Raw genomic sequence first — 7,306 nt, forward strand, 5'->3', positions numbered from 1 at the left:
AATCACGTTAAGGGACAACATCATGTCGAAAGGCGTTCACAACTTCCGGCAATCTGATGTGACGAAGGCAATCAAGGCCGCGGTTAAGTCCGGTGCGAATTGTCATGTCGAGATCGTCAAGGGTAAGATCGTCATCATTCCGGGCAAGACCGATGTTCCGGAGAAAGCGGCACCATCCAGCGAGTGGGACTGAGCCATGGCTGAGGTCGAGCTTGAGTACGTCAACAGCTTTATCGATTCGCGTGGCAAGCGCCGATATGTTTTTCGCCGGAGAGGGCACAAGCGCGTCACGATCAAGGGACATCCAGGCTCAGCCGAGTTCATGGCGAACTACCATGCTCTTCTGGAGAAGAGTGGGGGTAACTCGCCGATCGAAATCGGAGCCAGCCGCACCAAGGCCGGGACGGTCAATGCTGTAGCGGTTGCGCTGTTCAAGAGTGACGCGTTCCTCAAGGGTCTTGCCAAGGATACGCAGCGACCATGGCGCCGTATCATCGATCACTTCCGCGAATTCAAGACGCCGAGCGGTCGTGTTTACGGCGACAACAGTATCGCCAGCATCCAGACCAAGAGCATCACCGATTTTCTGGAAGGCAAGACCGCCAATGCGCAGAAGAACAGCCTCAAGGCGATCCGCTTTCTGATCCGATTTGCGATCTCCAAGGGCCATCTTGTGCATGATCCAAGCGAGGGTATCGAGACTGTCAAGGCCGATGGACCGAGGAGCCACGGCCATATGACTTGGCTCGAGCCTCAGGTAGCTCAGTTTCGCAAGCGTCATGCTCTCGGGACCATGGCGCGTCTGGCTCTTGAACTTCTGCTCAATATCGCGGCTCGTCGGTACGACGCGCACTTGATCGGTCAGCAGCATATCCGCGAGGGCAAGCTGCTTTGGCGACCGCACAAGACGATCCGCACGACCGGCAAAATCTTGAAGATCAGGATCATGCCGGAATTGCAGGCGGCTCTCGATGCCGTGCCGAGTGAGGCGAGAGCCGATGGCGTTTTGACGTTCCTCGTCAACGATTATGGTCGGCCGTTCGCCTCCGCGGCCGCCTTCGGCAACAAGTTCGCAGATTGGTGCCGCGCGGCCGATCTGGAACCCGTTCTGTGCGATGACGGGCGCGTTCGAAACTATCGCGCGCATGGTCTCCGCAAGGCCGCCTTGACCGCATTGGCGCACGCAGGGGCGACCGGAGTCGAACTGATGGCCGTTTCTGGTCATAGCTCACTCGATCAAGTGCAGGTCTACATCGACGAAGTTGAACAGGAGTCTGCGGCGGAGGCCGCGATGATGAAGCTCGCGAAAGTATCTGAGATCAAAACCGCAACGTCGAGTGACTAACCGCCGGACAGTCGGCGACTAACGCCGCCGCAATACGCTGAAATCAAACGAGAATTTTCAAGGACTGGCGATCCCAGCAGGACTCGAACCTGCAACCCGCGGAGTAGAAATCCGCTACTCTATCCAGTTGAGCTATGGGACCGTCGTCGCGAGACGAGCATCGCCGGGTGACCATCCCAAGATGAACGTCCGGAGGATGAGCGTCATGGGATGGGTGCCGGAGGGCGACGTCCGGCCAGCGCGCTTTCCATAGCACGGGTCATATGAAAAATCTTCCGTTTCGCCAAGAGCGGCCGAACCCGACGGAGGCCCGGGGAGACCAAGCGGAGGCGGAGGTGGGTCTATCGCCCCATTTGCGCGTCAGCGGCGTCGGATCAGCGGCCGCCGCGGCTTGTCTGTATGCCATGTCCCGTGAATTGCCCGTCGATGAACAGATTTTCCTGTCGCATGTGCATGCCGATGATCGCGCCTGCGACGGGCCGCTCAGCGGTCCACTGCAACCTTTGCCATCAGTCCGTCACCATTTCGCGTCCATTCTCGCCACGAATCGGCCAAACCCGGACATCCCTCAGCTTGTCCCGAACAGCCGCCGAAATCGCCGTCCAAGGAGCTGCCCCATGATCGGTCTGGTCCGCGCCGCCGCCCTCTGCGCCATCATGGTGCTGGGTCTCGCCTCCGCCCACGCCGCCGACAAGGCGTTCAAGCGCGAGGACCTGGCGGATGCCGCGATCAAGCTGGAGGCGCAGATCAAGGGCGAGGCGGGGGCGGTGAACAAGCCGCTGGCAACCTTGCGCACGGACGCCGACGCGGCGCTGCGGCGGAACGACCTGCGCACCGGCCTGCAGATCCTCGGGCAGATCGCGACCGCGGCGCCGGACGATTCCGGCAACTGGCTGCGGCTGGCGCGCACCGTGCTGAACCAGATCAAGCCGATCAACACCTCCGAGCAGACCTTCCTGCTGGAGCGCGCCTCAACGGCCGCCTACATCGCCTATCAGCGCGCCGGCAATGCCGGGGAGGAAGCCGACGCGCTCGCGGTGCTCGGCAAGACCATGGCCGAGCGCAAGCTGTGGCGTCCGGCGCTGGATACGCTGCGGATGTCGCTCGAGCTGCGCGAGGTGGCTGATGTCCGCGGCCAGTATGAGCGGATGCGCGACGAGCACGGCTTCAGGCTGCTCGACTACACCGTCGATTCGGACTCGGCCAGCCCGCGCGCCTGCTTCCAGTTCTCCGAGGATCTCGCCAAGCGCACCGACTTCTCGCCCTTCGTGGCGCAGGCCGGCAACGACAAGCCGGCGCTGACATCGGAAGACAAGCAGCTCTGCGTCGAGGGCCTCAAACATGGCGAGCGCTATAACATCAATCTGCGCGCCGGACTGCCGTCGGGCGTCAAGGAGAGCCTGCCGAAATCGGCCGAGTTCAATATCTATGTCCGCGACCGCAAGCCGTTCGTGCGCTTCACCGGCAAGGCCTATGTGCTGCCGCGCACCGGGCAGAAGGGCATTCCGCTGGTGAGCGTCAACACGCCAGCCGTCAACATCAATGTGTTCCGGATCGGCGACCGCAACCTGATCAATACCGTCATCGACAGCGACTTCCAGCGGCCGCTGTCGAGCTACCAGCTCAGCGATCTCGGCGACCAGCGCGGCATGAAGGTGTGGAGCGGCGAGCTGTCGACCGCGATGACCCTGAACCAGGACGTGACGACCGCTTTCCCGGTCGACCAGGCGATCAGCGACATGCAGCCGGGCGTCTATGTGATGACGGCGGCGCCGAAGGGCCCGACCAGCGGCAATGACGAGGACAGTGGCGGCCAGCTCGCGACGCAATGGCTCATCGTGTCCGATCTCGGCGTCGCCGCGTTCTCCGGCAATGACGGCATCCACGTGTTCGTCAACTCGCTGGCGTCGACCGATCCGGTCGCGCGCGCCGAGGTGCGGCTGGTGGCACGCAACAACGAGATCCTGGCGACGCGCAAGACCGACGACGCCGGCCACGTGCTGTTCGAGACGGGCCTGGCGCGTGGCGAGGGGGGGCTGTCGCCGGCGATGCTGACCGTATCGGGCGAGAAGACCGACTATGCCTTCCTCAGCCTGAAGACGTCCGCCTTCGACCTGTCCGATCGCGGCGTCGCCGGGCGCGAGGCGCCCACGGGGCCAGACGCTTTCGTCTATTCCGAGCGCGGCGTCTACCGCTCCAACGAGACGGTCTACCTCACCGCGCTGCTGCGCGACGGCAAGGGCAACGCCATGACCGGCACGCCGCTGACGCTCGTCGTCGAGCGTCCCGATGGCGTCGAGTTCCGCCGCGCCGTGCTGCCGGATCAGGGCGCCGGCGGCCGTTCGTTCAGCGTGGCGCTGAACTCGGCAGTGCCGACCGGGACCTATCGCGTCCGCGCCTTCACCGATCCGAAGGGGACGGCGGTCGGCGAGACCACGTTCATGGTCGAGGACTACGTCCCCGAGCGGCTGGAATTCGACTTGTCCTCCAAGGACAAGCAGATCAAGGCTGAGACTCCGGTGGAGGTGAAGGTCGACGGCCATTTCCTCTATGGTGCGCCGGCCTCCGGCCTGCAGCTTGAAGGCGACCTGCTGGTGACCACGGCCTCGGAGCGGCCGGGCTTCCCCGGCTATCAGTTCGGCGTCGCCGACGAGGAGAGCGCCTCCAACGAGCGCACGCCGATCGAGGGGCTGCCCGAGACCGACGACAAGGGCGCGGCGACCTTCCCGGTCAGCCTGCCGAAGCCGCCGTCGTCGAGCCGGCCGCAGGAGGCGCAGATCTTCGTGCGCATGGCCGAGACCGGCGGCCGCGCCGTCGAGCGCAAGCTGGTGCTCCCCGTGGCGCCCAAGGCGGCGCAGATCGGCATCAAGCCGTCGTTTTCCGGCAAGAGTGTCGGCGAGGGCGACAAGGCCGAGTTCGAAATCGTGTTCGTCTCGCCCGAGGGGAAGACGCTAGCGCGCAATGGCCTGCGCTATGAGCTCCTGAAGATCGAGTCTCGCTATCAATGGTACCGGCAGAACTCCTATTGGGAGTATGAGCCGGTGAAGTCGACCAAACGCGTCGGTGACGGCGACGTCGCAATCGCCGCCAACAAGCCGGCGCGGCTGAGCTTCCAGCCGGAGGCCGGACGCTATCGGCTCGACATCAAGTCGGCCGAGGCCGACGGTCCAGTGACGTCGCTGCAGTTCGACGTCGGCTGGTACACCGAGGGCAGCGCCGATACGCCTGACCTCCTGGAGACCTCGCTCGACAAGCCGCAGTACCAGTCGGGCGACACCATGGTGGTGACGGTGAATGCGCGCACCGCTGGCAAGCTCACGGTCAACGTGCTTGGCGACCGGCTGCTGACGACGCAGACCACCGAGGTCAAGGAAGGCACCAACCAGGTCAAGCTCGCGGTCGGCAGGGACTGGGGCGCGGGCGCCTATGTCGTGACGACCTTGCGCCGTCCGCTCGATGCTGCCGCGCAGCGCATGCCGGGCCGCGCGCTCGGCGTTGCCTGGTTCGGCATCGACAAGTCGGCGCGCACGTTGAATGTCGCGCTGACACCTCCGGCACTGGTGCGGCCGGGCTCGGCGTTGAAGATCCCGGTCAAGATCGGCGGCCTCAATCCCGGCGAGGACGCCAAGATCGTCATCGCGGCGGTCGATGTCGGCATTCTCAACCTCACCAACTATAAGCCGCCGGCGCCGGACGAGTATTATCTCGGCCAGCGCCAGCTCTCTGCCGAGATCCGCGATCTCTATGGCCAGCTGATCGACGGCATGCAGGGCACGCGCGGCCAGATCCGGTCCGGCGGTGACTCCGGCGGCGCCGAGCTGCAGGGCTCGCCGCCGACGCAGAAACCGCTGGCGCTGTATTCGGGCATCGTCACCGTCGGACCGGACGGCACGGCTGAGGTCAGCTTCGACATTCCGGAGTTCGCGGGCACGGCGCGCGTGATGGCGGTGGCGTGGAGCGCGACCAAGGTCGGCCGTGCCAACATCGATGTCACCGTGCGCGATCCCGTGGTGTTGACCGCGACCTTGCCGCGCTTCCTGCTGTCGGGCGACCGCGGCACGCTGTCATTCGACGTCGACAATGTCGAGGGCGCGCCCGGAGACTATGTCGTGGCCGTGAAGGCGAGCGGTCCGGTGAAGGTCTCCGGAAATGCCAATGTGACGTTGAAGCTTGCGGCCAAGCAGCGGGGCTCATCGACCCTGCCGCTGGACGCCTCGGGCACCGGCACGGCGCAGCTCGACGTCGACATCAAGGGGCCGAACGGGCTGAGCCTCGCGCGGCATTATCAGCTCGATGTCAAGCCGGCGACACAGGTGCTGGCGCGGCGCTCGATCCGGACGCTGGCCAAGGGCGAGAGCCTGACGCTGACGTCGGACATGTTCTCCGACCTCGTGGCGGGCACCGGCACGGTGTCGCTGTCGGCGGGACTGTCGACCGCGCTCGACGCGGCGACGATCCTCAAGGCGCTCGACCGCTACCCGCACGGCTGCTCGGAGCAGATCACCAGCCGAGCGATGCCGCTGCTCTATGTCAATGAGCTCGCGGCCGGCGCGCATCTGGCGATGGACACCGAGGTCGATCAGCGCATCCGCGACTCGATCGATCGCTTGCTGGCGCGGCAGGGCTCGAACGGCTCGTTCGGCCTCTGGTCGGCCGGCGGCGATGATCCCTGGCTCGACGCCTACGTGACGGACTTCCTGACCCGCGCCCGCGAAAAGGGCTTTGCGGTGCCCGACGTGCTGTTCAAGAGCGCGCTGGATCGCGTCAGGAACTCGGTGGTCAATGCCGAGGAGCCGGAGAAGACAGGAGGCCGCGATCTTGCCTATGGCCTCTACGTCCTGGCGCGCAACGGCGCGGCGCCGATCGGCGACCTGCGCTATCTCGCCGACACCAAGCTCGGCAATCTGGCAACTCCAATTGCCAAGGCGCAACTCGCCGCCGCGCTCGCGCTGGTCGGCGATCGCGCCCGCGCCGAGCGGGTCTACGGTGCCGCAGCCGACAGCCTCGCGCCGAAGCCGGTGCTGGTGTTCGGCCGCACCGACTACGGCTCCGACCTGCGCGATGCCGCGGCGCTGGTGTCGCTGGCGGGCGAGGGCAATGCGCCGCGCGCGACGCTGACGCAGGCGGTGGCCCGCGTCGAGGCCGCGCGCGGGCTGACGCCCTACACCTCGACGCAGGAAAATGCGTGGATGGTGCTGGCGGCGCGGGCGCTCGCCAAGGAGACCTTGACGCTCGACGTGAACGGCCAGGCGGTGAAGCAGGCGCTGTACCGTAGCTACAAGGCGGCTGAGCTCTCAGGCCAGCCGCTGAAGATCACCAATACCGGCGATGCGCCGGTGCAGGCGGTGGTCTCGGTGTCCGGCTCGCCGCTGACGCCGGAGCCCGCGGCGTCCAACGGCTTCAAGATCGAGCGCGGCTACTACACGCTCGACGGCAAGCCGGCGGATATCAGAACCGCGAAGCAGAACGACCGTTTCGCTGTCGTGCTGAAGGTCACCGAGGCCAAGCCGGAATATGGGCACATCATGGTGTCGGACTATCTGCCGGCGGGGCTGGAGATCGACAATCCGCATCTGGTGTCGTCGGGAGACAGCGGAACGCTCGACTGGATCGAGGACGGCCAGGAACCGGTCAATACCGAGTTCCGCGACGACCGCTTCACCGCCGCGCTCGACCGCGCCGCGGATTCCAAGTCCGTGTTCACGGTCGCTTACGTCGTGCGCGCGGTGTCGCCCGGCAAATACGTGCTGCCGCAGGCCTATGTCGAGGACATGTACAATCCGTCGCGCTATGGTCGGACCGGGACGGGGTCCGTGGAGGTCCGCGCGGCGAAATGAGCGAGGCTGGAACGAGCGGTGATGGGCGCAGGACGGAGCCACATACTCCGTCATGCCCGGGCTTGTCCCACGGCTGTCCGGTTCAGACAGACTGGACATGGTGCATGGCGTGGATTCTTCTGCG

Annotated in this window: 3 protein-coding genes and 1 tRNA gene; 3 read left to right on the forward strand and 1 reads right to left on the reverse strand. The window is 65.4% G+C overall.

Features of this window, described 5'->3' with window-relative positions:
• Window positions 1-22: 22 nt before the first annotated feature.
• Together ACQR1F_RS26320 and ACQR1F_RS26325 are read left to right on the forward strand one after the other, a co-directional pair.
• Entirely contained in the window at window positions 23-193 is a 171-nt protein-coding gene (locus ACQR1F_RS26320) for a hypothetical protein (protein WP_434914135.1), read from the forward strand.
• A 3-nt stretch (window positions 194-196) separates the two neighbouring features.
• The gene (locus tag ACQR1F_RS26325) at window positions 197-1,345 is read left to right on the forward strand and encodes a tyrosine-type recombinase/integrase (RefSeq protein WP_434914136.1); all 1,149 of its coding nucleotides are present in this window, start codon (window positions 197-199) and stop codon (window positions 1,343-1,345) included.
• Window positions 1,346-1,410: 65 nt separating this feature from the next.
• Here ACQR1F_RS26325 and ACQR1F_RS26330 read toward each other — a convergent pair.
• A tRNA-Arg gene (locus tag ACQR1F_RS26330) sits at window positions 1,411-1,487 on the reverse strand.
• Window positions 1,488-1,962: 475 nt separating this feature from the next.
• Between ACQR1F_RS26330 and ACQR1F_RS26335 the strand changes: the two genes are divergently transcribed.
• Complete coding sequence (locus ACQR1F_RS26335) at window positions 1,963-7,182, forward strand: alpha-2-macroglobulin family protein (protein ID WP_434914137.1); 5,220 nt, start codon at window positions 1,963-1,965, stop codon at window positions 7,180-7,182.
• Window positions 7,183-7,306: the final 124 nt, after the last annotated feature.

It is taken from the genome of Bradyrhizobium sp. HKCCYLS3013 (assembly GCF_051167615.1).
Classification (GTDB): Bacteria; Pseudomonadota; Alphaproteobacteria; order Rhizobiales; family Xanthobacteraceae; genus Bradyrhizobium.

Excerpts from the sequence above, each read along its gene's own strand:
- ACQR1F_RS26320 (WP_434914135.1), top strand. The coding sequence starts at position 23 with ATGTCGAAAGGCGTTCACAACTTCCGGCAATCTGATGTGACGAAGGCA.
- ACQR1F_RS26325 (WP_434914136.1), top strand. The coding sequence starts at position 197 with ATGGCTGAGGTCGAGCTTGAGTACGTCAACAGCTTTATCGATTCGCGT.
- ACQR1F_RS26335 (WP_434914137.1), top strand. The coding sequence starts at position 1,963 with ATGATCGGTCTGGTCCGCGCCGCCGCCCTCTGCGCCATCATGGTGCTG.